The 26,996-nt window shown below is 67.2% G+C and carries 25 protein-coding genes and 1 tRNA gene; 17 read left to right on the forward strand and 9 right to left on the reverse strand.

Annotation, left to right across the window (positions count from 1 at the left end):
• Window positions 1-14: 14 nt before the first annotated feature.
• Window positions 15-809: an ABC transporter permease gene (locus MSPGM_RS12270; protein ID WP_003598148.1), complete on the forward strand. Its 795-nt coding sequence runs from the start codon at window positions 15-17 to the stop codon at window positions 807-809.
• 255 nt (window positions 810-1,064) lie between these two features.
• Window positions 1,065-1,140, forward strand: a tRNA-Ala gene (locus MSPGM_RS12275).
• A gap of 260 nt (window positions 1,141-1,400) precedes the next feature.
• On the opposite strand, the gene MSPGM_RS12280 is transcribed toward MSPGM_RS12275, so the two are convergent.
• Window positions 1,401-2,102, reverse strand: coding sequence for a hypothetical protein (locus tag MSPGM_RS12280; protein WP_003598146.1), 702 nt, complete (start codon window positions 2,100-2,102; stop codon window positions 1,401-1,403).
• A gap of 235 nt (window positions 2,103-2,337) precedes the next feature.
• Here MSPGM_RS12280 and MSPGM_RS12285 point away from each other — a divergent pair, with 235 nt between their 5' ends.
• Window positions 2,338-3,531 (forward strand): YihY/virulence factor BrkB family protein, encoded by a 1,194-nt coding sequence (locus MSPGM_RS12285; RefSeq protein ID WP_003598144.1) that lies wholly within the window; start codon window positions 2,338-2,340, stop codon window positions 3,529-3,531.
• Window positions 3,532-3,878: 347 nt separating this feature from the next.
• Here MSPGM_RS12285 and MSPGM_RS12290 read toward each other — a convergent pair whose 3' ends face one another.
• Window positions 3,879-4,271 carry a hypothetical protein gene (locus MSPGM_RS12290; protein ID WP_003598142.1) on the reverse strand — a complete coding sequence of 131 codons (393 nt, stop codon included), beginning with the start codon at window positions 4,269-4,271 and terminating at the stop codon, window positions 3,879-3,881.
• Window positions 4,272-4,775: 504 nt separating this feature from the next.
• Between MSPGM_RS12290 and polA the strand changes: the two genes are divergently transcribed.
• The gene (gene polA, locus MSPGM_RS12295; protein ID WP_003598140.1) at window positions 4,776-7,919 is read left to right on the forward strand and encodes a DNA polymerase I; all 3,144 of its coding nucleotides are present in this window, start codon (window positions 4,776-4,778) and stop codon (window positions 7,917-7,919) included.
• Window positions 7,920-8,102: 183 nt separating this feature from the next.
• On the opposite strand, the gene nfi is transcribed toward polA, so the two are convergent.
• The 5 genes from nfi to MSPGM_RS12320 form a co-directional block, all read right to left on the reverse strand.
• Window positions 8,103-8,765 (reverse strand): deoxyribonuclease V, encoded by a 663-nt coding sequence (gene nfi / locus MSPGM_RS12300; RefSeq protein ID WP_003598137.1) that lies wholly within the window; start codon window positions 8,763-8,765, stop codon window positions 8,103-8,105.
• Between the two features lie 13 nt (window positions 8,766-8,778).
• Window positions 8,779-9,876 (reverse strand): redox-regulated ATPase YchF, encoded by a 1,098-nt coding sequence (gene ychF, locus MSPGM_RS12305; protein WP_003598135.1) that lies wholly within the window; start codon window positions 9,874-9,876, stop codon window positions 8,779-8,781.
• 79 nt (window positions 9,877-9,955) lie between these two features.
• The gene (gene pth, locus MSPGM_RS12310) at window positions 9,956-10,588 is read right to left on the reverse strand and encodes an aminoacyl-tRNA hydrolase (protein ID WP_003598133.1); all 633 of its coding nucleotides are present in this window, start codon (window positions 10,586-10,588) and stop codon (window positions 9,956-9,958) included.
• Window positions 10,589-10,689: 101 nt separating this feature from the next.
• Complete coding sequence (locus MSPGM_RS12315) at window positions 10,690-11,376, reverse strand: 50S ribosomal protein L25/general stress protein Ctc (RefSeq protein ID WP_003598131.1); 687 nt, start codon at window positions 11,374-11,376, stop codon at window positions 10,690-10,692.
• A 280-nt stretch (window positions 11,377-11,656) separates the two neighbouring features.
• Window positions 11,657-12,139: a pilus assembly protein N-terminal domain-containing protein gene (locus tag MSPGM_RS12320; RefSeq protein WP_003598130.1), complete on the reverse strand. Its 483-nt coding sequence runs from the start codon at window positions 12,137-12,139 to the stop codon at window positions 11,657-11,659.
• A gap of 352 nt (window positions 12,140-12,491) precedes the next feature.
• On the opposite strand from MSPGM_RS12320, the gene MSPGM_RS12325 reads away from it, so the two are divergent.
• The 12 genes from MSPGM_RS12325 (at window position 12,492) to MSPGM_RS12380 (ending at window position 24,427) form a co-directional block, all read left to right on the forward strand.
• The gene (locus MSPGM_RS12325; protein ID WP_012752860.1) at window positions 12,492-12,701 is read left to right on the forward strand and encodes a Flp family type IVb pilin; all 210 of its coding nucleotides are present in this window, start codon (window positions 12,492-12,494) and stop codon (window positions 12,699-12,701) included.
• A 207-nt stretch (window positions 12,702-12,908) separates the two neighbouring features.
• Entirely contained in the window at window positions 12,909-13,418 is a 510-nt protein-coding gene (locus MSPGM_RS12330) for a prepilin peptidase (RefSeq protein WP_003598126.1), read from the forward strand.
• Between the two features lie 193 nt (window positions 13,419-13,611).
• A complete protein-coding gene (gene cpaB, locus MSPGM_RS12335) occupies window positions 13,612-14,397 on the forward strand; it encodes a Flp pilus assembly protein CpaB (RefSeq protein ID WP_003598125.1) in 786 nt (261 codons plus the stop codon).
• A gap of 11 nt (window positions 14,398-14,408) precedes the next feature.
• Window positions 14,409-15,917: a type II and III secretion system protein family protein gene (locus MSPGM_RS12340; protein WP_003598123.1), complete on the forward strand. Its 1,509-nt coding sequence runs from the start codon at window positions 14,409-14,411 to the stop codon at window positions 15,915-15,917.
• A gap of 25 nt (window positions 15,918-15,942) precedes the next feature.
• Entirely contained in the window at window positions 15,943-16,689 is a 747-nt protein-coding gene (locus MSPGM_RS12345; protein ID WP_003598121.1) for a CpaD family pilus assembly protein, read from the forward strand.
• An 85-nt stretch (window positions 16,690-16,774) separates the two neighbouring features.
• Complete coding sequence (locus MSPGM_RS12350; RefSeq protein ID WP_003598119.1) at window positions 16,775-18,019, forward strand: CpaE family protein; 1,245 nt, start codon at window positions 16,775-16,777, stop codon at window positions 18,017-18,019.
• A gap of 47 nt (window positions 18,020-18,066) precedes the next feature.
• The gene (locus tag MSPGM_RS12355) at window positions 18,067-19,515 is read left to right on the forward strand and encodes a CpaF family protein (RefSeq protein WP_003598118.1); all 1,449 of its coding nucleotides are present in this window, start codon (window positions 18,067-18,069) and stop codon (window positions 19,513-19,515) included.
• Window positions 19,512-20,483, forward strand: a complete 972-nt coding sequence (locus tag MSPGM_RS12360; RefSeq protein ID WP_003598116.1) for a type II secretion system F family protein — start codon at window positions 19,512-19,514, stop codon at window positions 20,481-20,483. The genes MSPGM_RS12355 and MSPGM_RS12360 overlap by 4 nt, the downstream gene beginning before the upstream one ends.
• 48 nt (window positions 20,484-20,531) lie before the next feature.
• Complete coding sequence (locus MSPGM_RS12365; RefSeq protein WP_003598115.1) at window positions 20,532-21,503, forward strand: type II secretion system F family protein; 972 nt, start codon at window positions 20,532-20,534, stop codon at window positions 21,501-21,503.
• Window positions 21,504-21,603: 100 nt separating this feature from the next.
• Entirely contained in the window at window positions 21,604-22,602 is a 999-nt protein-coding gene (locus MSPGM_RS12370; protein ID WP_012752862.1) for a MaoC family dehydratase, read from the forward strand.
• Complete coding sequence (locus MSPGM_RS12375) at window positions 22,599-23,861, forward strand: MFS transporter (protein ID WP_003598112.1); 1,263 nt, start codon at window positions 22,599-22,601, stop codon at window positions 23,859-23,861. The genes MSPGM_RS12370 and MSPGM_RS12375 overlap by 4 nt, the downstream gene beginning before the upstream one ends.
• A gap of 140 nt (window positions 23,862-24,001) precedes the next feature.
• The gene (locus tag MSPGM_RS12380; protein WP_012752863.1) at window positions 24,002-24,427 is read left to right on the forward strand and encodes an organic hydroperoxide resistance protein; all 426 of its coding nucleotides are present in this window, start codon (window positions 24,002-24,004) and stop codon (window positions 24,425-24,427) included.
• Between the two features lie 151 nt (window positions 24,428-24,578).
• Here the strand turns inward: MSPGM_RS12380 and MSPGM_RS12385 are convergent, their stop codons facing one another.
• On the reverse strand, window positions 24,579-25,142 hold the full coding sequence (locus tag MSPGM_RS12385) for a CoA-binding protein (protein ID WP_111772145.1): 564 nt from the start codon (window positions 25,140-25,142) through the stop codon (window positions 24,579-24,581).
• A gap of 44 nt (window positions 25,143-25,186) precedes the next feature.
• Between MSPGM_RS12385 and MSPGM_RS12390 the strand changes: the two genes are divergently transcribed.
• Complete coding sequence (locus MSPGM_RS12390) at window positions 25,187-25,618, forward strand: PaaI family thioesterase (protein WP_003598107.1); 432 nt, start codon at window positions 25,187-25,189, stop codon at window positions 25,616-25,618.
• A 55-nt stretch (window positions 25,619-25,673) separates the two neighbouring features.
• Here MSPGM_RS12390 and MSPGM_RS12395 read toward each other — a convergent pair whose 3' ends face one another.
• The gene (locus MSPGM_RS12395; RefSeq protein ID WP_261926384.1) at window positions 25,674-26,993 is read right to left on the reverse strand and encodes an MFS transporter; all 1,320 of its coding nucleotides are present in this window, start codon (window positions 26,991-26,993) and stop codon (window positions 25,674-25,676) included.
• Between the last annotated feature and the right edge of the window lie 3 nt (window positions 26,994-26,996).

Below are 26,996 nucleotides of genomic sequence, written 5' to 3' on the forward strand. Positions count from 1 at the left end.
TTGCGACGGATACCATGAACGCCCACGCCTCGTCCCTGCCGCGCCGTCAGAGCCATCTCGACGTCTACCTGCGCGTCCTCAGCGCCTTGATGCTGCGCGACATGCGCAGCCGCTTCGGCGGAACCTACTGGGGCTACCTCGTGCAGGTGCTCTGGCCCTGCGTGCATCTCGGCATCATTGTCGGTGCCATGACATTCCGCGGAATCAAGTCGCCCATGGGCGACGATCCGATGGTCTTCGTCGCCTCGGGCGCATTGCCGGCTCTCGCCTTCCAGTACATCTCTCGCGAGGTGATGAAAGGCTACATGGTCCACAAGCCACTGACTTACTTTCCGCAAGTGAAGCGCTTCGATACCGTCATCGCACGCATCCTTGTGGAGATCGTCAGCAGCTTCTTGGGCGTCTGCCTCGTTTGCGTCGTCCTCGTCTGCTTTGGTGTCGATCCCGTTCCCACCGACCTGACGATGGCCATCACCGGCTATTTGACGGCGATCGCACTTGGGATCGGTGTCGGGACGATCAACGTCGGTATTTGTTCGGTATTTCCGGGTTGGGTGCTTGGCTACATCTTGGTGACGCTGACTTTGTATTTGTCGAGCGGCGTGTATTTCATGGCATGCTATATGCCCGATGAAATCTACTATTATATGAAATGGAATCCGATCACGCAGATCATCGAATGGGTTCGCTTGGGATACGACCCGACAATCCCCGTTCAGATCGATTATCTTTATCTATTCGGTTGGGTCTTCGGCAGCCTCACCCTCGGGCTTCTGATGGAGCGTTTCGTCGTTCGGGCTCAGCAGTAGCCGGGCATAGCCGGGATCGGCGTGCCAGCCGAGTTTCGGCGGTTCCAAAGGGGGATCCGCCGTTGGGTTGAGGCTGGTCGACCGACGTTCGGTGCCGGCACCGCCTAGAGATGAAGAGGCGGCTTAAAAATTCGGCCCCGCCTCCAAAAAAGGGGTTGAGTCCCGCCGATCCTCTCCGTATAGAACCGCTCATCGCCGACGCACTCAGCGCCGCCGGCGAGGCCAGAGACCAGAAACGGTCACGGCAAAAATGATGGGGCCTTAGCTCAGCTGGGAGAGCGCTTCCATGGCATGGAAGAGGTCATCGGTTCGATCCCGTTAGGCTCCACCATCATACCTGGCCGAGAATGACAGAGCGACCGATCGGTTTAGGCGAAAACGCCGAACGCCGCGGCGTGGCTTGAATGTTCGCTCGGACGAAGTGCCGTAGGCACAGCCCTCAGCACTCAAGCCATCGACCCCTCCACCATCGGCATGGTCCGTAGCACGAGCCTAGTAGGTTCTGCTCAGCAGGCCCCTCTCGGGCTTAGGGCGATCATCCTGTGACCGCCGTTTGATGCCCGATCGGGTCCTCGCTGCTTCCCCTGGACCCTAGCGGGCGATCTGCCAGGGGCTGATGATGCGGGTGGGTTTCGGGCCGGTCTCGGCGCGAGCCTGTCGGGTCAGCGGCTCGATTGCCTCCTGCGGCGCCAGACGGCGGGCTTTAGCGAGCACTTTGCGGGCCTCCTCGGCCGGCATGGCACCCTGCGGCAGCATCATCGCCATCAATTGGCTGCGCGTTTTCGCATTGATCGTGCGCGAGTGCTTCACATCCTCGAAGTCGCTCATCCGGTGGCGGGCCGCCTTGGCGCCGCGACCGCGATCGTCATGGCCTTTAAAGACCTTCGGGCCACCCGGCATGACCACGATGTCGCCGGGGCGAAGGGTTTCGTCGCGCAGGAGCGCCGCGGTCGGATTGGCGGCGATCGCCTTCAAATCGACCGGCTGCTTGCCGCTGATCCCAATACCGTCATCTTTCGGCAGGGCGGCATAACGCACCTTCGGCCGGCTCCGATCCGCCGTACTGCGATGCCGGCGCCAGCGATAACGCTCGTTGACCTCGCCGCCGCCGTAAACCTGAATCGGGGCCACCACCGGAGCGGGCGCGGCCCGCTGCGGGGAAAAGAGTTGCTGAAATAAGCCGCCAAGTCCGCCCTCTTGAGCGTGAACGCCGGCAGCGGTGGAAAGGATGAAGGCGGAAGAGGCCAGGACGAGCGCGAGGCGTCGTCTGGAGCGGCGCGGGGTCGAAGGCATCGACGGCTCCTGAAGCGAGGCGGTCGCGTTCGACCGGTGCGCTGTCAACCGGAGCCGATCTTAACGGTTCCGGCGAGAACTTGGCGAGAATGTGAATTTTTCATGAGTGCGCCGCTCGAATACGCAGCGGCGAAACGCTTTTGCCCGTAGGCTCACGTCCCTGTGAACCGAAAGTCAGCCCAAATGGTTGCTGTCAGCGCCGCCTCTTCGCGCGCTGGACGGAGCCAATCCCGCAATGCCTACATCCGATCGCGTCGTTCCCGACGCCGCTGCCGCGACGGACAACCCCCGCTACCCGGCTTTGTGGACCATGGCACTGGCGACGGCGCTCCTTGGGATCGTCGCACTCCCACGCCGGTCGGCACAGCCCGCGGATCGTGCGGCGGACCGTGACGGGGATCACTCGCGCGGCGCGTCGAACGGCGATGGGGCGCGCAAGGAATCCCCCTCGCATGAGGGCGCTGACGCCCATCGGGTCGCGCAGACTGAGCAGGATCGCGGCCGGTCCGCCGACAAGCCGACGGAGGTGCCGGTCGAAGGGTGGAAGGATGTCCTCAAGCGGACCTACCGGGATATCGGCGAAAACCGGCTGACTCTGGTATCGGCGGGCGTCACCTTCTTCGTCCTCCTCGCCATCTTCCCCGCCATCGCCGCGCTGGTCTCCGTCTACGGGCTGATCGCCGACGTCTCGACCATTAACCACCAGATCGAAGCGTTGCGCGGCGTCCTTCCCTCGGGGGGCGTCGACATCGTCGCCGAGCAGGTGAAGCGTTTGACGGAGAAGGGGGATACGACCTTGGGGCTGACCGCCCTCATCGGCATCGCCCTTTCCGTTTGGAGCGCCAATGGCGGCGTGAAACACGTCTTCGACGCGCTCAATCTCGTCTACAACGAGCGCGAGCAACGCGGCTTCTTCAAGCTCAACCTTGTCTCGCTGGCCTTCACTGCGGGCGCGCTGCTCTTCGTCGTGCTCGCGCTCGCGGGCATCGTCGCGGTACCGGTGGCGATTCAGTTTCTGGGTCTGTCGGGCGACGCGTGGTGGCTGGCGCTGCTGCGCTGGCCGATCCTGTTCGTGATCGTCATCCTGATGCTCGCCGTGCTTTACCGCTACGGTCCCAGCCGGGACGCGCCGCGATGGCGTTGGGTGACGCCGGGCGGCATGTTCGCCGCCTTCCTGTGGTTGGCCGGCTCGCTGCTGTTCTCGTGGTACGTCTCGAATTTCGGCAGCTACGACAAGACTTACGGCTCGCTCGGCGCCGCGATCGGCTTCATGACCTGGATCTGGCTCTCGACCACGATCGTGCTGCTCGGCGCGCAGCTCAACGCCGAACTCGAACACCAGACCGCCAAGGACACCACGGTCGGTGCGCCGAAGCCGCTCGGCACGCGTGACGCCCGCATGGCGGACACGGTGGGGGCGGCCGCCTGACGGCGGCCCCTCTCCATCAGTTCTACGCCTTGCTCGCGTCGTCGGCCGGATGCGGGTCGTTCACGCCAACCGGCCCGCTTCCGTACCCTTGAAGGACGTCCGGTTCGTTGGTCGTCCGGAGGTCCTGCAGCTTGTTCCCGGGCAGGAACACGAGGCCGTCCGTCCGCAACGCGTTGGCCCGGGCCTGTCCGATCGCAGTGCCGCGCTGGTGATCGAACGAGCCCGACAGGATCGTCAGAGTCTCGGCCTTCGACGGGACGCTACCCCGTACTTCCGATGCCTAGCGCACAAGAAAACGGCGGGACTCGCGCCCCGCCGTTTCGTCAAACTTCAAGAGTGGACTGGTCTCAGTAGGCGGCGCGGCCGTAGGCGCCGGCACGATCGACCGGCTGTGCGCCATAGGCGCTGTAACCCGCCGGGCGGCGGACCGAGCCCGTGACGATGCTGTCGGCCGCATTGGCCGTGCCGCCCACGACACCGCCGACGACGTTGCCGGCCGCATCCACGGTTCCGCCGACGATGTTACCGGCGGCGCCAAGCGTACCGCCGACGACATTGCCGACGCCGCCGAGGAGGCCGCCGCGCTCGCGCACCGGGTCGATATGTGCGCCCCATACGTTGAGCGTGCCGTCACGGTTGTAGCTGGCGCTGTCGGAAGCGACGCCTTGAGCGAAGCTCGGGGTCGCGGCCAGGCCGAGGGCCAGAGCGAGGGCAACGGTGATCTTGGTGCGATGGGTCATAATCGGTCCTCATATCTGTTCATGCGGGCGCGGATGCACTTGGCCTGATCTTTCGATCGATCAGGATAGGCAATCGCCCGTCTTCGATGAACGGGATTTGGGGCCGAACTCTTCGGGGACAATAGCCGGTTTGTCGCACTGCACCATCGTTATATTTCGAAAGCGCCAATCGCACTCGAACTTTCATGCAGCGACATTGCGCGCAGCCGAAAAAGCTCATGATTGAGAGGGTGTTGCTGCGAAAGCCGCCACTCGATTCTGCCCGGTGCACGAGCGCACATGGACTCTGGGCCCGACAAATTTTTAAGCGTTTCGCCACTCGCGCGGCTCAAGTGCTCTCGCGATGGACAGGACCGGCTCGCTCTCATGCCAGCCGTCGGGGGCCAGAGAACCGGGGACCTGCGGCATTTCCCGGCGCCAGGGCGATGTTCTGAAGCGGCGAAAATGCTCTATGGATCGGCGGCCCCGCCTTTGGGCCTCCATTCGCCGATGGCTGTTCGACCGATGACCGAAGAGACGCAACCGCAACCGGCCAAGCCCGTCTGCGCCGATGACCGGGTGATCCTCGTTGACGGCTCGTCCTTCATCTTCCGAGCGTACTTCCAGTCGATCAATCAGGACCAGAAGTACAACACGCGGCCCTCCGACGGTCTGCCGACCGGCGCGGTGCGCCTGTTCTGCACCAAGATCGCCCAGTTCCTTCAGGAGGGCGCGGCGGGTGTGAAGCCGACCCATCTCGGCATCGTCTTCGACAAGTCCGAGGGCTCGTTCCGCAAGGAGCTGTTCCCGGACTACAAGGGCCACCGCCCCGACGCGCCGGACGACCTCAAGCGCCAGATGCCGCTGATGCGCGATGCGGTGCGCGCCTTCGGGCTGCATGCGGTCGAGTTGGTGCGCTACGAGGCCGACGACCTGATTGCGACCTACGCGCGGCAGGCCGAGGCGCGCGGCGCCGAGGTCATCATCGTGTCCTCCGACAAGGACCTGATGCAACTCGTCTCGGACAAGATCCGATTCTACGATTTCGAGTCGGGCGCCAAGGGCAAGCCCGGCTACCGCCCCGAGCGCAATCTCGACCGCGAGGCGATCATCGCCAAGTGGGAGGGCCTCGCGCCGGAGCAGATCGGCGACGCGCTGGCGCTGATCGGCGACACTTCCGACAACGTGCCGGGCGTGCCCGGCATCGGCCTGAAGACGGCGGCCGCGCTCATCAAGGAATACGGCAGCCTGGAGCAGCTCCTGGAGCGAGCAGGCGAGATCAAGCAGCCCAAGCGCCGGGAAATGCTGCTCGCCAACATCGATCAGGCCAAGCTCTCGCGCCGCCTCGTCGCGCTCGAGGAGAGCGTGCCGGTGCCAGTGCCGCTCGACGAACTCGGCGTGCCGCAGCCCGATCCGCAAAAGCTGGTCGGCTTCCTGAAGGCCATGGAGTTCAACACCCTGACGCGGCGTATCGCGCAGATGCTCCATGTCGATCCCGAGGCGGTAAAGCCCGATCCGGCTTTGCTGCCGGGCGCACAGCCCCACGCCTATAGCAACGCGGCCGGCGGCAGTGACGCCGTGCCGTTCTTCGGCGACGCCGTACCGGTCGATCCCGAGACCGCCGCCGCACCCGAGCGGACGGATGGGGAGGCCCCGCCCGAAGCGGGCGAGGCCGATCCCTTCGCCGATCTCGACCTGCCGGATCAGGCTCCGAAGAAGAAGCGCGGCTCCAACGAGCCGACGCCCGCGACCCTCGTGGCCGCCCGTGCGGCGGAATCGGTCAAGCCGTTCGATACGGCCGCCTACGAGACGATCGCCACCGTGGCGCAGCTCGAGGCTTGGATCGCCGAGAGTTACGAGGCCGGGGTGATCGCGGTCGATACCGAGACCGACGCGCTCGACGCGGCCAAGGCGGGACTCGTCGGCGTCTCGCTCGCCACCGCGCCGGGGCGGGCCGCCTATATCCCGCTCGCCCACGTCAAGCCCGAGGTGAAGGGCGGCGACCTGTTCGGCGAGAGCGGGGCAGGGGCCGATGCCTCCGACAAGCAGCCCGGCCAGATCGATTTCGACACTGCCCTCAAGCTGCTCAAGCCGCTGCTCGAGGATGCCGGCACGCTCAAGGTCGGCCAGAACCTGAAATACGACCTCTCGGTGCTGCACCGCTACGGCATCGACGTGAGGCCCTTCGACGACACGATGCTGATCTCCTACGTGCTCGATGCCGGCAAGGGCGGGCACGGCATGGACGAACTCGCCCGCCGTCATCTCGGCCACCAGCCGATCACCTTCGCCGACGTCGCCGGCACCGGCCGCAACAAGGTCACCTTTGACCATGTGGCGATCGACAAGGCGACGGCCTACGCGGCGGAAGACGCCGACGTCACCTTGCGCCTGTGGCGGATGATGAAGCCGCGCCTCGTCGCCGAGCACCGGGTGACCGTCTACGAGACGCTGGAGCGCCCGCTGGTGCCGGTGCTGGCGCGGATGGAGCGGGCCGGCATCGCCATCGACCGCAACATGTTGAGCCGACTCTCGGGCGACTTCTCGCAGATCCTGGCGCGGCTGGAGGAGGAGATTCAGGAGGACGCGGGCGAGCGGTTTCAGGTCTCGTCGCCGAAGCAGATCGGCGATGTGCTGTTCGGCAAGATGGGATTGCCCGGTGCGAAGAAGACGCCGTCCGGCCAGTGGGCCACGCCCGCGACGCTTCTCGAAGAGCTGGCCCAGGCCGGCCACGACCTGCCGAAGAAAATTCTCAACTATCGCCAGCTTTCCAAGCTGAAATCGACCTATACCGACTCGCTGCAGCAGCACGCAGACCGGGGGACCAACCGCGTCCATACCTCGTTCGCCCTCGCGGCGACGACGACCGGCCGGCTCTCCTCCTCGGATCCGAACCTGCAGAACATCCCGATCCGCACGGAGGAGGGGCGGCGCATCCGCCGCGCCTTCGTCGCGCCCGAGGGTAAGAAGCTGATCTCAGCCGATTACAGCCAGATCGAGCTGCGCCTGCTCGCGCACATCGCCGACATCCCGCAATTGCGCGAAGCGTTCGAGCAGGGAATCGACATCCACGCGGCCACGGCGTCGGCCATGTTCGGCGTCGCCCTCGACCAGATGACCGGCGACCTGCGGCGCCGGGCCAAGACGATCAATTTCGGCATCATCTACGGCATCTCGGCCTTCGGGCTGGCCGACCGCCTCGGCATCGGCCGCGAGGAGGCATCGGCCTTCATCAAGCAGTATTTCGAGCGGTTTCCCGGCATCCGCGACTACATCGACACCACCAAGCGCTCGTGCCGCGAGAAGGGCTACGTGACGACCCTGTTCGGCCGCGTCTGCCACTACCCGCAGATCCGCTCGAACAACCCGTCCGAGCGGGCGAGCGTGGAGCGCCAAGCCATCAACGCCCCGATCCAGGGCACCGCCGCCGACATCATCCGCCGCGCCATGACGCGGATGGAGGATGCGCTGGAGGCCAAAAAGCTCACCGCGCGGATGCTGCTGCAAGTGCACGACGAACTCGTGTTCGAGGTGCCCGACGATGAGGTCGAGGCGACGATCCCCGTGATCGCCGGGGTGATGGAAGAGGCGCCCGCGCCGGCCCTGACGCTGAGGGTGCCGCTGGTGGTCGAGGCGCGGGCCGCGGGCAACTGGGAAGAGGCGCACTGAGGGCCCGATCCCGGAAGTCACAACGCTCCTCATTGAGGCACTGCGTCAGCAGCCTCGAAGCACGCCGCGACGCTTTTCCTGGCACATCGTTGCCGTCGGATCGACCGTTCAGGCGTGCTACGAAGCCGAGCTTGCGCTCGGCACCTCAGCATGGCGACCGTTCTGATCGCCAGGATCGGTCGATCAGAAGTCGCCCGCCGCCTTGTGCGCGAGGCGGATCGGCTCCGGCAGGCGGTATTTCGGCGAGCAGGCCAGCACGAGTTCGACGGCGCTCGGGATGTCGGCGCGATGGCCCGGCGAGATGAACAGCGGGAGTGTGGACGTGCGCGTGCGGACCACGGCGCCGATCGTCTCGCCCCGATCAATCAGGGGGACGTGCGCGCCCTTCTCCTCGGGCAGGGCTGCGTTGGTGCCGACCAGCCGCGTCTTGCCGACGCCGATGGTCGGGCGCTCCAACCACAGGCCCATATGGCTGGCGATGCCGATGCGGCGCGGATGGGCGATGCCCATGCCGTCGAACAGGAACACGTCCGGCTCCGCGCGCAGGCGCCCGAAGGCTTCCTCGAGCACCGGCCCCTCGCGAAAGCTCAGGAGGCCGGGGATGTAGGGGAACGGCGTCGGCCGCTCGGCGAAGGCCGTCTCGACGAGGAGAAAGCCCGGAAAGGTCACGACGACGATGGCAGCACGGGAGCGCTCGTTCTTCACGCTGACATCGACGCCGGCCACCAGCCGCACCGCGCCGAGATCGATGGCTTGGTCGGCCACGATCTCGCTGCGGAGCCGGCGCTGGAGCGCGACGGCCTCGGCCGGCGTCAGGTCCCAGGCATGGCGCGGGTGAAGCTCCATGCCGGGCCTCCCGTCAGTTGGCGAAGCGGAAATGCAGCACGTCGCCGTCCTGCACCACGTATTCCTTGCCTTCCAGCCGCAGCTTGCCGGCATCACGCGCGCCGGCCTCGCCGTTCAAGGCGGTGTAGTCCTTGAAGGCGATGGTCTCGGCGCGGATGAAGCCCTTCTCGAAATCGGTATGGATCACGCCCGCCGCCGCCGGGGCGCGGGTGCCCTTGGTGATCGTCCAGGCGCGGGCCTCCTTCGGACCGACCGTGAAGTAGGTCACGAGGCCGAGCAGGTCGTAGCCGGCGCGGATCACGCGGTTCAGGCCGGGCTCGGACAGCCCGACCGCCTCTAGGAACTCGGCCTGATCCGCTTCCGGCATCACCGCGATCTCGCTCTCGATCTTGGCTGAGACGACGACGGCGACCGCGCCCTCCGCCTTGGCCCGGTCGAAGACCGCTTGCGACTTGTCATTGCCCTTGTCGGCGTCGCCCTCGTCCACATTGCAGACGTAGAGCACGGGCTTGGCCGTCATCAGGCCGAGCTGCTGGAACAGCCGCTCCTCCTCGGGCTTGCGCTCCACGAGCCGGGCCGGCTTGCCCTCGCGCAGCAGCGGCAGGGCGCGGTTGACGAGGTCCAAAAACTCCTTGGCCTCCTTGTCGGCGCCCTTGGCGCGCTTCTCCAGGGCGACGACACGCTTCTCCAGGCTGTCGAGATCGGCCAGCATCAGCTCGGTCTCGATGGTCTCGATGTCGGCGATCGGATCGACCTTGCCCTCGACGTGGGTGACGTCGCCGTCCTCGAAGCAGCGCACCACATGGGCGATGGCATCGACCTCGCGGATGTTGGCGAGGAACTGGTTGCCGAGGCCCTCGCCTTTCGATGCTCCTCGCACGAGGCCGGCGATATCGACGAAGGTCAGCCGCGTCGGGATGATCTCCTTCGAGGACGCGATCCGGGCCAGATCATCAAGGCGCGGGTCGGGCACCGCGACCTCGCCCACGTTCGGCTCGATGGTGCAGAACGGGTAGTTCGCGGCCTGGGCCGCAGCGGTCTGCGTCAGGGCGTTGAAGAGGGTCGACTTGCCAACGTTCGGCAGGCCGACGATGCCGCATTTGAAGCCCATGGCTGGTCCTAGAAATCCGTTGTGATCGGTCGGGAGCCGCGCCCGGAAACCCGCTGCATCGGGGTCCGGCGGGCTCGTGTCAATTCGCGTCGCGCGCTTTCGCCTTGCCGGCCTCGGCCGGTGTCTTCACCGTCTCCCAGCCGCGGCCGGCCATGGCGAGATGCACCTTGTTCTGGAAGCTCGCATCCTCACCCGCCGCCAGCAGCGGCGCGTGGTCAGCGGTGGCGCGGCAGAGATCCTCGACCCAGGGCTCCTCCGACTTGGCGAAGTCGTTGAGGACGTAGGCGTGCACCAGCGCCTTGTCGCCGGGATGGCCGATGCCGAGGCGGACCCGGCGGTACTCGTTGCCGCACAGCGCCGTGATCGAGCGCAGGCCGTTATGCCCGGCATTGCCGCCGCCGAGCTTCACCCGCAGCTTGGCCGGCGCGAGGTCGAGTTCGTCGTGCAGCACGATCACGTCGGCGAGCGGGATCTTGAAGAAGCGCTGCGCCTCGCCGACCGAGCGGCCGGATTCGTTCATGAAGGTCTGGGGCTTGAGCAGGATCGCACGCTCGGAGCCGAGCATCACCTCGGCCGCCTCGCCCTGGAAGCGACGGCGGAACGGGGCCGCCCGATGGACGCGGGCGATCTCGTCCACGGCCATGAAGCCGATGTTGTGGCGGTTGCGCGCGTAGCGCGCGCCGGGATTTCCCAATCCGACGATGAGCCGCATGTGCGCTCCCGATCTCAGCCCCGACAAATGCAAATGCCCCGGCCGGGTGGCCGGGGCATCGCGTATTTCGCAGGGCGGGCGCTCGCGGCGCCCGCTGCGGCTTACGCCTCGCTCTTGTTCTTCTCGTTGGTGGCCTCGGCCTCGGCTTCCGCCTTACCTTCGGCGGACTCGGCCGACTGCGCCTCGGCGACCGCGGCTTCCTCGGCCTCGACGTCGGCGCCGAGCACCGTCGGCGGCAGGAGGTTGGCGACCGTGTCGGTCGGCTCACCCGTGTAGGTGCCGGCCGGCAGGCGCAGGTCGGAGGCGTGGATCACGTCGCCGATCTCGCGGCCGGCGAGGTCGACCTCGATCGCGTCGGGGATCTGGTCGGGCGCGACCTCGAGGGACACCGTGTGCAGCGCGACGTTGAGGGTTCCGCCCTTCTGCTTGATGCCCGGCGCCTGATCCTCGTTCACGAAGTGGACGGGGACGTCGACCGTGACGGTCTGGCCGGCGACGACGCGCAGGAAGTCGACGTGCAGCGGCACGCCGCTGACCGGATCGAGCTGGTAGTCGCGCGGGATCGCGCGGGTCTTCTTGCCGCCGGCATCGATCTCGAACACGGTGGTCTTGAAGCCACCGGCGTAGATCAGGGTGCGGGCGCGGATGAGGTCGATGGCGATGGCCTGCGGGGCCTGGTTGCCGCCGTAGATGACGGCGGGAATCTGGCCCTGGCGACGAACGGCCCGGGCGGCCCCCTTGCCGACCCGGTCGCGTGCCACGGCCTCAAGCGTCTTGGTGGCGCTCATGGCGTGATCCTTTTGTAAAATATGGAGCCGGACCAACGACAAAGGCCGCCCGAAGCGGACGGCCCAACCGTTCCCCAGCGCGCCCGTGCCTCCAAGGGTGTCTCAAGGGCGCGGGCGGGCCATACACGCAATGGGGCCGCTTGGCAACGGCGGAAGGCCGGCTCGGAGGAGCGGATGCGAGAGCCTTATCCGGCTCCATCGCATCAGGCCGGCGCCTCTAAGTCATTGTTGTGACGCGCATTCCTCCGACGAACCGGTGGCCACTTCGTCCGAGTGCGCTCTAGCGGTTCTGGGTCGCCATGGTGCGGCGCGCCTCGGCCTGCTTGCTGGTGTCGTCGAAATACTTGGCGGCGTCGCCGAGCTGCACCGAGGGCTGGCAGTTCGGGGTGCAGGAATAGGATTCCCGATCGAGGCCGCGCTGCACGGTGATGATCGACGCCTGCGGCGCCTGCACGCTGATGGTCGATTCGGCGAGCATCGCCCCCTTGCCGTCGAGGGCGATCAGGTTGGTCGTACCGAAGCTCTTGCCCGTCAGCACCACGACGCCGTTCTTCTGCAGGGTGATGTCGGCGATCATCGGGTTGCCCACCACGACGGTCTGGGTCTTCTCCGGCAGGCGGATCACCTTCGCGTTGTCGACCTGCACCGAGACGATGCCCTGCGGCACCGGCTCGTTCGCACGGACGGGCGCGGCCAGCGCGAGCAGTACCAGGGCGGCCGGGCCGGCGCGGAGCGTGAAGCGGTGAGGGCGCAGGCGGGGCATGAAGGGTCGGTCCGATCGCGCGTAGGGCAGCGCTCTCCGCCGAAGGCCGTGCCGTGTCCGCGGCACGAATCCGGAGCGGAGGCGTCTCTCGTCGCGTGAACGGAACAGGAAACTGATGAAGGAAGCGCTAACCCTGTTCCGGAAGCGCAGCGCCCACGAGCCTTGGCTGGCATCGACAGGCCATTCGAGCGATCGTTGAAACGCATCATTAACTGCCGCTCGCGAACACCCCGCCGATGGCTTGGTTAGCAGGTCGATTTAACCCAAATGCAACGCGTCGGGATTACCACTCGACCTGTCGCCGATCGGGGCCTCTACAGACTTCCGACGGACGCCCATCGGATCTAATCAAGTGGAGATCATCGTGAAGAATATCGCCAAGCGCTTCATCTCTGACGAGTCTGGCGCGACCGCCATCGAATACGGCATGGTTGCTGCCATGATCGGCATCGCGATCGTCGGCATTTTCGCCAGCTTCAAGACGAACCTGACGACCGCCTTCACGACGCTCGGCACGGGCCTCAACACGCAGACCTCGAAGCTCGGCACCACCACCAACTAATCCTTGGATCAGGCGACAACGCTTTTCAGGGTGTGGCGGATTTTAGTCTGCTACACCCTGAAACGGTGGGCCGTTCGATAGCGCAATGCGCAAGCGCCAGCCCCAGAAGGGGCCGGCGATCAAGTGTAATCAGGCGTACTGCCAGGCTGAACCGGCCGTGCGATAGATTCGACTGACAGGCCGAGAGAGAGCACTTCCGTGTTGAGCATGGCGGCCTACCTCCTTCTGTGCTTCGTTTTCCCGTTTCTCATGGCTTACGCTGCCGCCAGCGATCTGCTGACGATGCGGATTTCCAATCGCGTCACCGGTCTCGTTTTTGTAGGCTTCCTACTCTACGCGATGGTGTCCGGAATGGATTGGAGCGATCTGTCCCGGCACCTCGCCGCCGGTTCGCTAACGCTCGTCATCACCTTCGCCCTGTTCGCCCGGGGTTGGATTGGAGGCGGCGATGCCAAGCTCGCTGCGAGCACGGCGCTCTGGATCGGCCTCGCGAATCTCCCGGAATACCTGATCCTGGCCTCGATCCTGGGGGCGCCTTTGACACTGTCAATCGTGTCAGCCCGCAAGTATCCGCTGCCGAAGCTGGCGCTCAAGTTTCCGTTCGCCGTTCATCTGCACGACACGAAGACCGGCGTTCCCTACGGCATCGCCTTGGCCGCCGCCGCGTTGTTGGTGCTGCCCAATTCCGTCGGATTAGATCGGCTCACGCTGCCTTGATCGGCGCCGAAGGATTCGATCGAGTAGGCCGCCGACGAGGCGGCCATCGCGTTTCGCCCGATCTTGCGCAATTGCCGGTTGGGACACCGTCGCGATGAATGCTGTGACGATCGGTTAACCCTAACTTGACGAATCCGAGGCAAGTCTCGGCACCAGACGGCGACGGAGCCGTCGTCACGGTCCCGCGCCTGCCATGAAACCAGCCCGTCTCGCCGTCTTGGGGATCGCACTCGTTGCCGGCTGCGGCGCCGCCCTGCTGATGCAGGGGGAGGAGAAAGCACCCGAGCCCGCTCCTGTCGCCAAGGCCGAGCCCGTCGTGCCGGTCCCGATGAGCGAAGTCCTCGTTGCAGCCGCCGAACTGCCGATGGGTCAGACCCTCAAGCCCGAGGATCTGCGCTGGATAGCCTGGCCCGAACAGGCGATTTCGCCCGGATTGATCGAGCGCCGCGCGGCCCCGAAAGGACTCGAGGATTCCGTCGGCGCGATCATCCGGACCGGCTTCTCGGCCAACGAGCCGATCCGGCCCGAGCGCCTGGTCAAGGCGGGCAGTGGCTTCATGTCGGCGATTCTGCCGCCCGGCATGCGGGCGGTGGCGATCACCACGGACACGCGCGGATCGAGTTCGGCGGGCGGCTTCGTCCTGCCGAACGATCATGTCGACGTCATCAAGACCAGCAACGAGGGCACCGAGCAGTTCGCCGAGACGCTGCTGACCGACGTGCGCGTGCTCGCCGTCGGGCAGATCGTGCAGGAGAAGAACGGCGCCAACGTCGTGACGGCGGAGACGGCCACCTTGGCCCTCACGCCGAGCCAGGCGGAGACCGTCACGCTGGCACAGAAGGTCGGGCAGCTCTCCCTCGTGCTGCGCAGCATCCAGGATTCCGCGCGGACCGCCGCCCTCTCCGAGGAGGCCGACATGCCGCCCGAGGGCCCCATGACCGTGGTGCGATTCGGCGTCGCCAAGCAGCAGCGCCGGTGAGGACAGGACCGATGACGACCGCCTCTCGCTTCCGCGGACTTGCCCTTCTCCTGATTTCCGGCGCCGGTCTCGCGTCGGCGATGTTGTCCGGCCCAGCCTCGGCGCAAGCCGGCCTCTCCGGTGCCTCCCCCGTCCTGACGATCGGCGCCAACGAGGCGGCGGTGTCCCGGCGCGTCGAACTGAGCAAGGGCCGGTCGCTCATCGTCGATCTGCCGCGCGACGCCAAGGAGGTGTTCGTCGCCAACCCGGCGGTTGCGAACGCGGTCGTCCGCTCCAGCCGCAAGCTCTTCCTGATCGGCATCGACAACGGCGCCACCTCGATCTTCGTGATGGATGGCGAGGGACGTCAGATCGCGGCGCTCGATGTCACCATCGCCCGTGACATCAACGTCCTGCGGCAGTCGCTGCAGCAGAGCCTGCCCGGCGGTCGGTTCGATGTGAAGGCGGTCGGGGATTCGCTGGTTCTCTCGGGCAGCGTGAACTCGACCTCGGAAGCGCAGCAGGCGCTCGATATTGCCAACGCCTTCGTCGGGATTGCGGCCGGCGGCGGTGTCGCGACCCGCGGCGCTGTCATCAACAACCTGACGATCCGCAACAAGGATCAGGTGATGATCCGCGTCACCGTCGTCGAGGTGGCGCGCACCGTTCTGAAGCAGTTCGGTATCAGCACGAGCGGCAATTGGTCGGCTCTCAACCCGCTGGGCGGCAACTTCCTGACGAACAATACGGGTTTTCCGTTGACCGGTTCACGGAGCCCGGACGCCAACGCTCTGACGGCATCCGTCCAGACGGGCGGATTTTCCTTCAAGGCCACCTTGCGCGCCTTCGAGCAAGCCGGCGTGTCCCGCATCCTGGCCGAGCCGACGCTGACCGCAATTTCCGGTGAGTCAGCAAAATTCACGGCCGGCGGCGAAATTCCGGTGCCGCTGAGCTGTTCGGCCGCCTCGACGGTCTCGATCGGCACGTCGGTCAGCCAGGGCTGCGTCGTCGCGCTGACCTACAAGCCCTACGGCGTGAGCCTGTCGTTCACTCCCGTCGTGATGGCCGAGAATCGCATTTCGGTCCGGATCGCCACCGATGTGGTCGATCTCGATCCCCAGAACAGCTTCACCTACTACCTCAACGATCGTCCGACCCCCGTGCCGGGCACGACGAAGCGCAGCTCCGAGACCACGGTCGAGCTCGCCTCCGGCGCGACGATGATGACGGCCGGCCTGATTCAGCAGAAGAACCGGGCTGCGATCTCCGGTCTGCCCGGGCTGATGAACCTACCGATCCTCGGTGCCCTGTTCCGCTCCCGCGATTACCAGCGGGACGAGACCGAGCTGATGATCATGGTCACCCCCTACATCGCGCAGCCGATGGAAGCGCGGCAGGTGCAGCGGCCGGACGACGGTTTCGTCGATGCGCCGGACGGGCAGGCGGTGCTGCTCGGACGTCTGAACAAGATTTACGGCACGGTCGGCGGCGGCACCCTGGGGCCGGCCTATCGCGGCCGGGTCGGCTTCATCGCCGACTGACCCCGTCCATCAGGATCGAATCACGATGTCCTCCCCCGCCCGCACCTCCGTCTCCCGCGCCTGGCCGGTCGCCGCCGCCGTGCTTCTTGCCGCCGGGCTTGGCGCCTGCCGCGCGGATCGGGTCGAGACCACCGGCTCGACCTACCCGATCGACGTGCGCACCCGCCACCCGATCGTGCTCGCCGATGCCGACCGCACCCTCGACGTGTTCCCCACCGGAATCGGCCATATCGATCCGCGCCAGCGCGCCGACATCGAGGCCTTCCTCGTCGAGTACCGGCGCTACGGCCGCGGCATCCTCCTCGTCGAACTGCCGCGCGGCGTATCGCCGGCTTTGGCCGGGCCCGTCGAGCGCACCGGCGCGTCGATCCGGCGCCTCGCGGCGGAGATGGGCGTGCCGGCCGCCGGCGTGCGGGTGGCTGCCTACCCGATCGCCAACCTCACTTTGGCCTCGCCCCTGCGCCTGAGCTTCCAGCGGATGCAGGCCAAGGTCGCCGACAAGTGCGGGCTCTGGCCGAGGGACCTCGGCGCCAGCGACCTGCGGGCCAACTGGTCGAACGAGCCGACATGGAATCTCGGCTGCGCGATGCAGTCCAACGTCGCCGCCCAGGTCGCCGATCCGATCGACCTCGTGCGCGGCCGGCCCGAGGGCCGTATCGACACGGTCCTGCGCACCAAGGATCTCGGCCAGCTCCGCGAGGGCAAGGATCCGTCAACGCAATGGCGTCAGGATGGACAGACCAATGTCAGCAGCGAAGTGAAGAGCCAGTAGCCTCGCTGGCCGCTCGCGCGCCTCCTCGAACCTCTGTCGATCACCGGCCGCGCCCACTCGGCAAAAGAACCGGAAACCACGCATCATGCCGGACACATACGAGGCTTCAGAGCGGACCATCGCCCCGGTGCCGCGGATCACGATCCAGGCTTTCTGCGAGACGCCGGAGACGGCTGCAATGATCGAGGGCATCGCCGCCGAACGCCGGATGCAGAAGGCCCACGTCAAGGTGCAGATGGGCGGGGGAGCCGCAGCCCTGGAGGCTTACCGGCACGCGCCCACGCCCAACGTGATCGTGCTCGAATTCCTGAATCTCAAGTCCCGGCCGCTCGAATGCCTCGACCAGCTCGCCGAGGTCTGCGACGAGGGCACGAAGGTGCTGGTGATCGGCCACGTCAACGACGTGTTGCTCTACCGGCAATTCATCCAGCGGGGGGTGAGCGAGTATCTGATGGCGCCGGTCGAGCCGGTCGCGATGATCGCCGCGGTCTCCGATCTGTTCGCGGCGCCGGGCGCGAAGCCGGTGGGGCGTACGGTCGCCGTCTACGGTGCGCGCGGCGGCGTCGGCAGCTCGACGGTGGCTCAGAATCTCGCCTGGACGGTGGCCCGCGAGCACGGCACCGCGACGGTGATCGCCGACCTCGACGTCGCCTTCGGCACGGCGAGCCTCAACTTCAACCAGGATCCGCCCCAGGGCATCGCCGAGGCAGTGTTCGCGCCCGAGCGCCTCGATGCCAACCTGCTCGACCGCCTGCTCTCGAAATGTGCCGACAACCTGAGCCTGCTCTCGGCGCCCGCCACCCTCGACCGCACCGTGGATCTGACCGAGCCGGCCTTCGATGCGCTCACCGACCTGCTGCGGGCGGCGGTGCCCTGCATCGTTCTCGACGTGCCGCATCAATGGTCGGCCTGGACCCGCCGCGTGCTGATCAGCGCCGACGAGATCCTGATCGTCGCCCCGCCGGATCTGGCGGGCCTGCGCAACGTCAAGAACCTGCTTGCCCTGCTGCATCAGCAGCGTCCCAACGATGCGCGGGCGCGGGTCGTCCTCAACGGCGTCGGCGTGCCGAAGCGGCCCGAGATCGCGGCGGCCGAGTTCTCCAAGGCGCTCGACGTCCCGCTCCAGGCGGTCATTCCCTTCGATCCGGCCCTGTTCGGCACCGCCGCCAATAACGGCCAGATGATCGCCGAGGTCCAAGCCGGTTCCAAGCCGGCGGAGATCTTCTCCGATCTCGCCGCGGCGGTGACCGGTCGGACCGAGATCCGCCGGGTCCGGGCCAACCTCCTGGAACCGCTGCTCGCCCGGCTGACCCGCAAGAAGGCGTCCTGACGGTGTCCTGCGCTCTTTCCTCCCAAGATTGCTGAAGGCGCGGCGCCATGTTCGGTCGACGCTCCAATACCGCCGCGGCTCCCGCCCCGGCCGCACCCGCAGCCGGACCGGCGAACGTCACCCCGCCGGTCCTGCAGCAGGAGGCCGTGCGCGCGCGTCCCGAGGCGGCGAGCGCCCCGGTGCCGCAGGCGCAGCAGCCGAAATCCGAGGATTACTTCCGCACGAAGAGCATGATCTTCGGCGCGCTGATCGAGGCCATTGACCTCGCTCAGCTCGCACGGCTCGAAGGCGAGGCGGCGCGCGAGGAAATCCGCGACATCGTCTCCGAGATCATCGGTCTCAAGAACATCGTGCTGTCGATCGCCGAGCAGGAGGAGCTGCTCGACGACATCTGCAACGACGTGCTCGGTTACGGTCCGCTGGAGCCGCTGCTCGCCCGCGACGACATCGCCGACGTGATGGTCAATGGCGCCGACCGGACCTTCATCGAGGTCGCCGGCAAGATCCAGCTCACCTCCGTGCGCTTTCGCGACAACCAGCAACTGATGAACATCTGCCAGCGGATCGTCAGCCAGGTCGGCCGTCGCGTGGACGAGTCCTCGCCGATCTGCGACGCGCGCCTGCCCGACGGCTCGCGCGTCAACGTCATCGCTCCGCCGCTCGCCATTGACGGGCCGGCGCTGACCATCCGTAAGTTCAAGAAGGACAAGCTCACCCTCGACCAGCTCGTGCGCTTCGGGGCAATCTCGCCGGAGGGCGCGAAGATCCTGCAGATCATCGGCAAGGTCCGCTGTAACGTCGTGATCTCGGGCGGCACCGGCTCGGGCAAGACGACCCTGCTCAACTGCCTCACCGCCTTTATCGAGCACGACGAGCGCGTCATCACCTGTGAGGACGCGGCCGAACTTCAGCTCCAGCAGCCCCACGTGGTGCGCCTTGAGACCCGGCCGCCGAACCTGGAGGGCCAGGGGCAGGTCACCATGCGCGACCTCGTCAAGAACTGCCTGCGCATGCGCCCCGAGCGCATCATCGTCGGCGAGGTGCGCGGACCCGAAGCCTTCGACCTGCTGCAGGCGATGAATACCGGCCACGACGGCTCGATGGGCACGCTGCACGCCAACTCCCCGCGCGAATGCCTCGCGCGTATCGAATCGATGATCACGATGGGCGGCTTCTCGCTGCCCTCACGGACCTTGCGCGAGATGATCACCGGCTCGATCGACGTGATCATCCAGGCCATGCGCATGCGTGACGGTTCCCGGCGCATCACCCACATCACCGAAGTGATGGGGATGGAGGGTGAGGTCATCATCACCCAGGACCTGTTCGTCTACGACGTGCTCGGCGAGGATGCGAACGGGCGCCTGATCGGCCGCCACCGCTCCACGGGGATCGGCCGTCCGCGCTTCTGGGAGCGGGCACGCTATTACGGCGAGGAGCGGGCGCTGGCCGCCGCCCTCGACGCCGCCGTGGCCGAAGGGGAGGCGGCATCGTGAGCGCGCTCAACGCCCCTCTGGCGGTCGGGCTCGTAGCGGTAGCCGCGGGTTCGCTCGCCTACGTGTTCCTGATGCCCGCCCTTTCGGGCGAGCGGCGGGCCGAGCAGCGTCGCAAGGCGCTGGGTCAGCCGCAGGCCGTGCTCGCGGAGCGCGGCGCGGCCGCCAGCCGCCGCGAGCAGGTCGCCAAGAGCCTCAAGGAGCTGGAAGCCAAGAAGGACAAGACCAAGGTCACGCTTGAACTCCGCCTCGCCCGCGCCGGCCTCGATTGGAGCCGCCAGAAGTATCGGGTCGTCTCGGTGATCACCGCCGTCGTCCTCGCGCTGGTTGCCTTCCTCGCCTCGCACAATGTGATCGTCGCCGGGCTCGCCCTGTTCGTGGGCGGGTTCGGCCTGCCCGCCTGGTGGCTCAAGCGGCGGCAGAAGCGGCGGGTCGAGGCCTTCATCGAGGAGTTGCCCAACGCCATGGATGTGGTGGTGCGCGGTCTGCGCTCCGGCATCCCCCTGGGCGACTGCCTGCGCATGATCGCGCGCGAGGCGAAGGAGCCCTTGCGCAGCGAGTTCCGGGTGACGATGGAGTCACAGGCGCTCGGCCTGTCGATGTCCGACGCGATCCTGCGCATGTACGAGCGAGTGCCCGTCACCGAGGTGAACTTCTTCTCGATCGTGATCGGCATTCAGCAGAAGGCCGGCGGCAACCTCTCGGAAGCCCTCGGAAACCTGTCGCGGGTGCTGCGCGAGCGCAAGAAGATGGCCGGCAAGATCCAGGCGATGAGCATGGAGGCCAAGGCCTCGGCCGCGATCATCGGTGCCCTGCCGTTCGTGGTCGGCGGGGGGACCTACTTATCGAGCCCCGATTACACCGCGCTTCTGTGGACCACCTCGTTCGGCAAGATCGCCCTCGTGATCTCGGGTCTGTGGATGCTGACCGGCGTCTTCGTGATGAAGAAGATGATCAATTTCGACATCTGAGTCGCGCGCCGGAAGGCGACGTGAAGGGGCGGACTGGGCCGGACACTGATGCTGGATGACTTCGTCAACACTGCGTTCGCGCCCCGCACCATCGCTGCGGTGCTGGCGGGCGTCGCCGCGGCGGCGACGGCCTTCACCCTGGTGCAGCCGCTGATCGAGGGCGACCCACTCGCCAAGCGGATGAAGCTCGTCAGCGACGAGCGCGAGCAGATCCGTCAGCGCGAACGCGAGCGGCTCAACAGCCGCACGACGCTGCGCGCGGAGCCGAAGGCCTACATGAAGCGGGTCGTCGAGCAGTTCAACCTCGGCCGCTGGCTCGGGACGGAGACCGCCAAAGCCAAGTTGATCCGGGCCGGATATCGCGGAGCCGGGGCGGAGACTGCCTTCCTCTTCTTTCGCCTGGTGATGCCGATCACCCTCACGGCCGTCGCGCTGTTTTACCTGTTCGTGCTCGAAGTGCTCGACCAGCCGTTCGTCATCCGGCTCGGCCTCGTCTTTGCTGCCGGCTTCTTCGGTCTCAAGCTGCCGGAGGTGTACCTGTCGAACATCACCTCCAAGCGGCAGGCGGAGATCCGCCGCGCCTGGCCCGACGCCCTCGACCTGTGCTTGATCTGCGTCGAGTCGGGCATGTCGGTCGAGAACGCGTTCCGGCGGGTCAGCCTGGAGGTCGCGAGCCAATCGGCCGTGCTCGCCGAGGAACTGGCGCTCCTGACCGCCGAGCTGTCCTTCCTGCCCGAGCGGCGCGTGGCCTACGAGAATCTCGCCCTGCGCACGGGGCTGGAGATCGTCAAGTCGCTCACCACGGCGTTGATGCAGGCCGAGCGCTACGGCACGCCGGTGGGGCAGGCCCTGCGCGTGCTGGCGCAGGAGAGCCGGGACTACCGCATGACCGAGGCCGAGAAGAAGGCCGCCTCGCTTCCGCCGAAGCTGACCGTGCCGATGATCCTGTTCTTCCTGCCGGTGCTGTTCGTGGTTCTCCTGACGCCGGCGGGTATCCAGGTCTACGAGGCGATGAAGTAAGCGGCTTTGGGGCCAGCGGCCCCTTCGGCCCGATCCCCGGATGCACTCGGCCGTTCGATGCTGTAGCCACGCGCGGATCTCCACCGCGACGCGGCACCCCATGGCTCTGCTTTCCCTCGACGATCTCGCACCCGGTCAGGAATACGCGGCCGGGCCGATCACCGTCAGCCGTGACGAACTGGTCGCCTTCGCCCGAGAATACGACCCGCAGCCCTTCCACCTCGACGAGGCGGCCGCGAAGGAGACCTTCGTCGGCACCCTGATCGGCTCAGGCTGGCAGACGGCGGCGCTGGGCATGCGCCTGTTGGCGCAGTCACTGGTTTCGCAGTCCACCTCGATGGGATCGCCCGGCATCACCGCCCTGCGCTGGCTGAGGCCCGTGCTGCCGGGTGATGCCCTAAGCGCGGTGATCCGCGTCGAGGAGGTCCGCCCGTCATCCTCGAAGCCCGACCGCGGCATGGCGCGGCTCTCGATGACGATCACGAACGGGCGCCGCGAAGCGGTAATGACCCAGGCCTTCGCAGTGCTGTTCGCGCGGGCCGGCGCCGTGCCCGCGCCGCGCCCGGTCGAACGCTCGACGGAGACGGGCCCCGTGGCGGAGCCTAACGACGCGGTGCCGCTGCCCTACCTTGCGCAGGCGGAGCTTGGCACCACACGCGATCTCGGCGCCCACCGCTTCGAGGCGGACGACATCATCGCCTTCGCGCGGGCCTACGATCCGCAGATCTTCCATCTCGATGCCGAGGCCGCGCGGGCGACGCATTTCGGTGCGCTCTGCGCCTCGGGCTGGCAGACAGCGGCGGTCTGGATGAAGCGGCTCAACGCGACCTTCGCCCGGGACATCGCCCTCACCGCCCGCTCCGGCCCGGTGCCGCAGCTCGGCCCCTCGCCGGGTTTCAAGGATCTGAAATGGCTGCGGCCGGTCTATGCCGGCGACACGATCCGCTATGCCAGCACGCTCATCGACCGGCGCGCCTCCCGCTCGCGGCCGGGCTGGGGCATCGCCACCCACCACAACACCGCGCAGAATCAGCGCGGCGAGCCGGTCTTCGAATTCACCGGCACGGTGTTCTGGCAGTGGGAGCCTCCGGCCGCATGAGCGCTCCGTCCGCCCATCGGATCCTCGTCGCCAGCTTCGTCGGCACCGCGATCGAATTCTACGACTTCTACATCTACGCCACCGCCGCCGCCCTGGTGATTGGGCCGATCTTCTTCCCCCATGGCGAGCCCGGCGTTCAGACGCTCCAGGCGTTTGCGACCTTCGCCATCGCCTTCCTCGCCCGGCCGATCGGGGCGGCGGCCTTCGGGCATTTCGGCGACCGGATCGGGCGCAAGGCGACGCTGGTCGCCTCGCTGATGATCATGGGGCTGTCGACGGTCCTGATCGGCTGCCTGCCGGGCTATGCCAGCATCGGCTGGTGGGCGCCGGCTCTGCTTTGCCTGCTGCGCTTCGGCCAGGGCGTCGGCTTCGGCGGGGAATGGGGCGGGGCGGCCCTGCTCGCGGTCGAGAACGCGCCGCCAGGGCGTCGCGCCCTCTATGGCATCTTCCCGCAACTGGGCGCGCCGATCGGCTTCATCGCCGCCAACCTTCTGTTCCTCGGGCTCAGCGTGGCTTTAAGCCCGGCGGATTTCGAGGCCTGGGGCTGGCGTCTGCCCTTCCTGGCCTCGGCCGTCCTCGTCGGTGTCGGGCTCTATGTCCGCTTGAAGCTCACCGAGACCCCGGCCTTCCGCGCCACCCTTGAACAGGCGCCGCCGGAGCGGGTGCCCCTCGCCACGATCTTTTCCGCACATCGGCGGGCCACGCTGCTTGGCACGCTGGCGATGGTGGCGGCCTACGCCGTCTTCTATCTCTCGACGGTGTTCGCTCTCAGCTACGGCACCGGCACGCTCGGTTACGCGCGAAAATCCTTCCTGCTGTTCGAGTGCGTGGCGATCCTGTTCATGGCGCTGGCGATCCCTCTATCGGGATGGGCGGCCGACCGGTTCGGACGCAAGCCCGTGATGCTCTCCGGGCTCGCCGTGACGGGGGCGCTCGGCGTTGTGCTCGGACCGATGCTCGGCAGCGGCGAACCCGCCCTGGTGCTCGCCTTCCTCTGCCTCGCGCTGTTTGCCATGGGCTGGATCTTTGGGCCGATGGGTGCGCTGCTGCCCGAACTGTTCCCGACCCGGGTGCGCTATACCGGCGCCTCGGTGACCTACAATCTCGCCGGGATCGTCGGCGCCTCCGGGGCACCCTTCGCGGCGCAGTGGCTCGCTGATTCGGGCGGCATCGGCTTCGTCGGGCTCTATCTCGCCGTCGCCGCGGGGATCAGCTTTGCCGCCGTGATCGCCATGCCGGAGACGGGGCGGGACGCCTGACGCCGCACGGGTGAGGGGAGTAGTCCCGCCCGGAAAATGAATTGCGCACGATTTAGATTGCGCGCAATCTAAAATGCGGCTATCCCGTTTCGGAGCCGAGCGGAGCAATCCCCGTTCGCCCCGAACATGAGGACAGACCCATGACCGTCGATGTGAAGTACCGCACCACCGCCTCCGCCACGGGTGGCCGCGACGGCTCCGCCCGCACCGAGGATGGTAACTTCCAGGTCCAGCTCTCGACTCCGAAGGAACTCGGCGGCGCGGGCGGCCCCGGCGCCAACCCCGAGCAGCTCTTCGCCGCGGGTTACTCGGCCTGCTTCATCGGCGCGCTGAAGGTCGCGGGCGGCCAGCTCAAGCTGAAGGTGCCCGCCGACACCACCGTCACCGCCCAAGTCGGCATTGGTCCGCGCTCCGAGGGCGGCTTCGGCATCACCGCCGACCTCAAGGTCAGCCTGCCGGGTCTCGACCGCGCCGACGCCGAGCGCCTCGTCGAGGCGGCCCACCAGATCTGCCCGTATTCCAACGCGACGCGGGGGAATGTCGATGTCGGTCTGACGGTGGCGTAAGCGACCTCCAACCCTTGATCCCATGTACGCCTCATCCTGAGGTGCGCCGCGCAGCGGCCTCGAAGGATCCTTTAGCGGTCTCGCGATCCCTGGAAGATCCTTCGAGGCTCCGCTTCGCGGTGCACCTCAGGATGAGGGAGAGATAAAGAGATCACGTCCCCTCGATCGTCCGCTTCTGCACGCCGCCCTTCGCCATCACCGGCTTCTTCGCGCTGATGATGCGGGAGTTCACGCCGGTCCACCCGATCTCGCCGGAGAGCCGGCCGTATTCGATCTTCGGGCAGCGGTTCATGATGACCGTGATGCCCGCGGCCTCGGCCCGGGCGGCGGCCGCGTCGTCGCGCACGCCGAGCTGCATCCAGATCACCTTCGGCGGTACCGGCAGCGCCAGCGCCTCATCGACCAGCGGTCCCGCCGCGGCGGAATTGCGGAAGATCTCGACCATGTCGACCGGCCCGGTCAGGTCCGAGAGCCGGGCGATCACCGGCCGGCCGAGCAGGGTCTGGCCCGCCAGCCCCGGATTGACCGGCGTCACCGTGTAGCCGCGCTCGGCCAGATACTTGAAGACGATGTAGCTCGGCCGCGCCGGGTTGGCCGAGGCGCCGACCAGGGCGATCGAGCGCGCCTCCTTGAGGACGGCGCGGATCTGCGCATCGGGATAGCGGTCGTGCCGTGTGGCGATACCGTCAGGCGCGTCGTCGATCGTCGGGATCATGCCGCCCTTGTCCGCCATGCGTCGGCATGCTGCAAGGCTCAGGCATGAGCGAGACCGTGATGAACCTGGCGGAGACCGCCGCCTTCCTCGAGCGCGACTTCCCGCAGATGAATGCGGGCGGGCGCCACTACCACCTGGAGGCGGTTGGCCCGCTCTCCGCACGGATGCGGCTCGATTACCACGAGCGCCACCTGCGCCCCGGCGGCACGGTGTCCGGCCCGTCGATGATGGCGCTGGCCGATTACGCGCTCTACGCGGCGATCCTCGCGAATATCGGCCCGGTCGCGCTCGCCGTGACGACGAGCCTGAACGTCAACTTCCTGCGCCGGCCCGGCCCCGCCGCCCTTGTCGCCGAATGCCGCCTGATGAAGCTGGGCCGGCGCCTCGCGGTGGGCGAGGTCGCAATCCGAAGCGCGGGCGCGGAGGCGCTCGTTGCCCACGCCACCGGCACCTACTCGATCCCGCCGGAGCGGTGAGGCGGCGCGCTCCGGCGAATGCGGCGGAGGCGCGGTCTGGGCCCGGAGGCGAGCCCTACTCGGCCGGCGCCCCCAAAGGTGTCGAGGGAGCTCTGGGTGGCACGTCCGTGGAGCGCGGCTCGTAGGCAAAGGTCTCGGGCATGAACAGCAGGTAGAGCGCGAAGCCCGCTGCCGCGATCGCCGCGAGCACGAGGAAGGCCGCGGAGTAGCCCGCGCCGACGATGACCACGCCGGCCAGCGTCGCGCTTAGCGCCGCGCCGAGCCCCTGCGCCGTCGCGACCGCGCCCTGGGCGACGTTGAACCGGCCGGTGCCGCGGGTGAGGTCGGCGACCACGATCGGGAACAGCGCGCCGTAGATGCCGGCGCCGACGCCGTCGAGGCACTGCACCGCCACGAGATAGAACGGGTTGTCGGAGAACGTGTAGAGCACGCCGCGCAGGGCCAGCACGCCGAAAGCGACGAGGAAGATCGGCTTGCGGCCGAAGCTGTCGGCCTTGGCGCCGACCAGCACCGCCATCGGCACCATCACGCATTGCGCGGCGACGATGCAGACCGCGATCAGCGAGGTCGCGTTGTCCTTGCCAACGACCTTGGTCAGCAACTGCCCGACCGAGGGCAGCATCGCCGCGTTGGCGAGGTGGAACGCGGCGCAGAGGAGCGCGAACAGCATCAGGTGGCGGTTGCGCAGCAGCAGGCTCACGCCCGAGGGCTGCTCGCAGGTCTGGTCTTCGGCGCAATCGAGGCCTCGGGCGAGGTCGTCGTCGATGTCCTCGGCCGGCACCATCAGCATCGCGGCGATCGAGCAGGCGGCGAGAAGGCCCATAAGCCAGAACACGACGACGGGGCCGAAGACATAGGCCAAGCTGCCTGCCAGCATCGCCGAGACCGCGTTGCCGGCATGGTTGAAGCCCTCGTTGCGGCCAATGCGCTTCGAGAACAGCTTCGGGCCGACGATGCCCAGCGTGATGCCGGTGAGCGCCGGTGCGAAGATCGAACCCGCCATGCTGGCGAGCGCCTGTGTGGCGGCCACCAACGTGAAATTCGAGATCCAGGGCAGAACGAGACAACTCACCGTGACGACGACCGCGGCGGCGATGACGACGCTGCGCTTGGCGTTGGTGCGGTCGATCAGGGCGCCCGCGGGCGTCTGGGCGAGCAATCCGGCAATGCCGGCGATCGTCATCACGAGGCCGATCGTCGCCTCGTTCCAGCCCTGGTCGGGCCCGCGCACGGCCAGAAGATAGATGGCGAGATACGGGCCGAGGCCGTCGCGCACGTCGGCGAGAGTGACATTGAGCAGGTCGAGCCCGCGCAATGCCCGCCGGGAGGGCTGACGCGGCGCGGGATCGATCGAGGGAAGTGCGTCGCCACGCATCGG

Source organism: Methylorubrum sp. GM97, assembly GCF_024347855.1.
In the GTDB taxonomy this organism is placed as follows: domain Bacteria; phylum Pseudomonadota; class Alphaproteobacteria; order Rhizobiales; family Beijerinckiaceae; genus Methylobacterium; species Methylobacterium extorquens.

What these genes read in the sequence shown, in the direction of transcription:
- MSPGM_RS12270 (WP_003598148.1), top strand. Translation starts at nt 15, where the DNA reads ATGAACGCCCACGCCTCGTCCCTGCCGCGCCGTCAGAGCCATCTCGAC.
- MSPGM_RS12280 (WP_003598146.1), bottom strand. Translation starts at nt 2,102, where the DNA reads ATGCCTTCGACCCCGCGCCGCTCCAGACGACGCCTCGCGCTCGTCCTG.
- MSPGM_RS12285 (WP_003598144.1), top strand. Translation starts at nt 2,338, where the DNA reads ATGCCTACATCCGATCGCGTCGTTCCCGACGCCGCTGCCGCGACGGAC.
- MSPGM_RS12290 (WP_003598142.1), bottom strand. Translation starts at nt 4,271, where the DNA reads ATGACCCATCGCACCAAGATCACCGTTGCCCTCGCTCTGGCCCTCGGC.
- polA (WP_003598140.1), top strand. Translation starts at nt 4,776, where the DNA reads ATGACCGAAGAGACGCAACCGCAACCGGCCAAGCCCGTCTGCGCCGAT.
- nfi (WP_003598137.1), bottom strand. Translation starts at nt 8,765, where the DNA reads ATGGAGCTTCACCCGCGCCATGCCTGGGACCTGACGCCGGCCGAGGCC.
- ychF (WP_003598135.1), bottom strand. Translation starts at nt 9,876, where the DNA reads ATGGGCTTCAAATGCGGCATCGTCGGCCTGCCGAACGTTGGCAAGTCG.
- pth (WP_003598133.1), bottom strand. Translation starts at nt 10,588, where the DNA reads ATGCGGCTCATCGTCGGATTGGGAAATCCCGGCGCGCGCTACGCGCGC.
- MSPGM_RS12315 (WP_003598131.1), bottom strand. Translation starts at nt 11,376, where the DNA reads ATGAGCGCCACCAAGACGCTTGAGGCCGTGGCACGCGACCGGGTCGGC.
- MSPGM_RS12320 (WP_003598130.1), bottom strand. Translation starts at nt 12,139, where the DNA reads ATGCCCCGCCTGCGCCCTCACCGCTTCACGCTCCGCGCCGGCCCGGCC.
- MSPGM_RS12330 (WP_003598126.1), top strand. Translation starts at nt 12,909, where the DNA reads ATGGCGGCCTACCTCCTTCTGTGCTTCGTTTTCCCGTTTCTCATGGCT.
- cpaB (WP_003598125.1), top strand. Translation starts at nt 13,612, where the DNA reads ATGAAACCAGCCCGTCTCGCCGTCTTGGGGATCGCACTCGTTGCCGGC.
- MSPGM_RS12340 (WP_003598123.1), top strand. Translation starts at nt 14,409, where the DNA reads ATGACGACCGCCTCTCGCTTCCGCGGACTTGCCCTTCTCCTGATTTCC.
- MSPGM_RS12345 (WP_003598121.1), top strand. Translation starts at nt 15,943, where the DNA reads ATGTCCTCCCCCGCCCGCACCTCCGTCTCCCGCGCCTGGCCGGTCGCC.
- MSPGM_RS12350 (WP_003598119.1), top strand. Translation starts at nt 16,775, where the DNA reads ATGCCGGACACATACGAGGCTTCAGAGCGGACCATCGCCCCGGTGCCG.
- MSPGM_RS12355 (WP_003598118.1), top strand. Translation starts at nt 18,067, where the DNA reads ATGTTCGGTCGACGCTCCAATACCGCCGCGGCTCCCGCCCCGGCCGCA.
- MSPGM_RS12365 (WP_003598115.1), top strand. Translation starts at nt 20,532, where the DNA reads ATGCTGGATGACTTCGTCAACACTGCGTTCGCGCCCCGCACCATCGCT.
- MSPGM_RS12370 (WP_012752862.1), top strand. Translation starts at nt 21,604, where the DNA reads ATGGCTCTGCTTTCCCTCGACGATCTCGCACCCGGTCAGGAATACGCG.
- MSPGM_RS12375 (WP_003598112.1), top strand. Translation starts at nt 22,599, where the DNA reads ATGAGCGCTCCGTCCGCCCATCGGATCCTCGTCGCCAGCTTCGTCGGC.
- MSPGM_RS12380 (WP_012752863.1), top strand. Translation starts at nt 24,002, where the DNA reads ATGACCGTCGATGTGAAGTACCGCACCACCGCCTCCGCCACGGGTGGC.
- MSPGM_RS12385 (WP_111772145.1), bottom strand. Translation starts at nt 25,142, where the DNA reads ATGATCCCGACGATCGACGACGCGCCTGACGGTATCGCCACACGGCAC.
- MSPGM_RS12390 (WP_003598107.1), top strand. Translation starts at nt 25,187, where the DNA reads ATGAGCGAGACCGTGATGAACCTGGCGGAGACCGCCGCCTTCCTCGAG.
- MSPGM_RS12395 (WP_261926384.1), bottom strand. Translation starts at nt 26,993, where the DNA reads ATGCGTGGCGACGCACTTCCCTCGATCGATCCCGCGCCGCGTCAGCCC.